This window comes from Cocleimonas sp. KMM 6892, assembly GCF_035798195.1.
Lineage (GTDB): Bacteria > Pseudomonadota > Gammaproteobacteria > Thiotrichales > Thiotrichaceae > Cocleimonas > Cocleimonas flava.
Genome location: NZ_JAPFBV010000020.1, coordinates 1 through 803 on the forward strand (window position 1 = coordinate 1; position 803 = coordinate 803).

The 803-nt window shown below is 54.4% G+C and carries 1 protein-coding gene; it reads left to right on the plus strand.

The features are described 5' to 3' along the window. Window positions 1-803, plus strand: an 803-nt coding sequence (locus OO007_RS20195; protein ID WP_325810182.1) for an Ig-like domain-containing protein, incomplete at both ends; no start/stop codon positions are given.

The following is an 803-nucleotide window of genomic DNA, read 5'->3' on the forward strand; positions in this document are numbered from 1 at the left end:
CCAGTAACCTCGACGGCAACACAGCCCTCGGGAGATGTCTCAACAACCCAAACCGATCCAGCGAATAACATCTCGCCGGCGGTAACGGATACCTATACAGACACCACAGCACCCGATGCACCAACGCAAGTGATTACGGTAAACACTGACGGTACACTCAGTATCTCTGGTACGGGTGACCCTGGAAATACGGCTACCGTGACGTTCCCGGATAACACTACCGGTACTGCACCAATCCAACCAGACGGTAGCTTTGGTCCAGTAACCTCGACGGCAACACAGCCTTCGGGAACAGTCTCAACAACCCAAACCGATCCTGCGAATAACATCTCGCCAGCGGTAACGGATACCTATACGGACACGACAGCTCCAGCTGCACCGACCCAAACTATCGGGGTTAATCCTGATGGAACCTTAAGTATCACCGGCACCGGTGACCCTGGAAATACGGCTACCGTGACGTTCCCGGATAACACTACCGGTACAGCGACAATTCAACCAGACGGTAGCTTTGGTCCAGTAACCTCGACGGCGACACAGCCCTCGGGAGATGTCTCAACAACCCAAACCGATCCAGCGAATAACATCTCGCCAGCGGTAACGGATACCTATACGGACACGACAGCTCCAGCTGCACCGACCCAAACTATCGGGGTTAATCCTGATGGAACCTTGAGTATCACCGGCACCGGTGACCCTGGAAATACGGCTACCGTGACGTTCCCGGATAACACTACCGGTACAGCGACAATTCAACCAGACGGTAGCTTTGGTCCAGTAACCTCGACGGCAACACAGCCTTC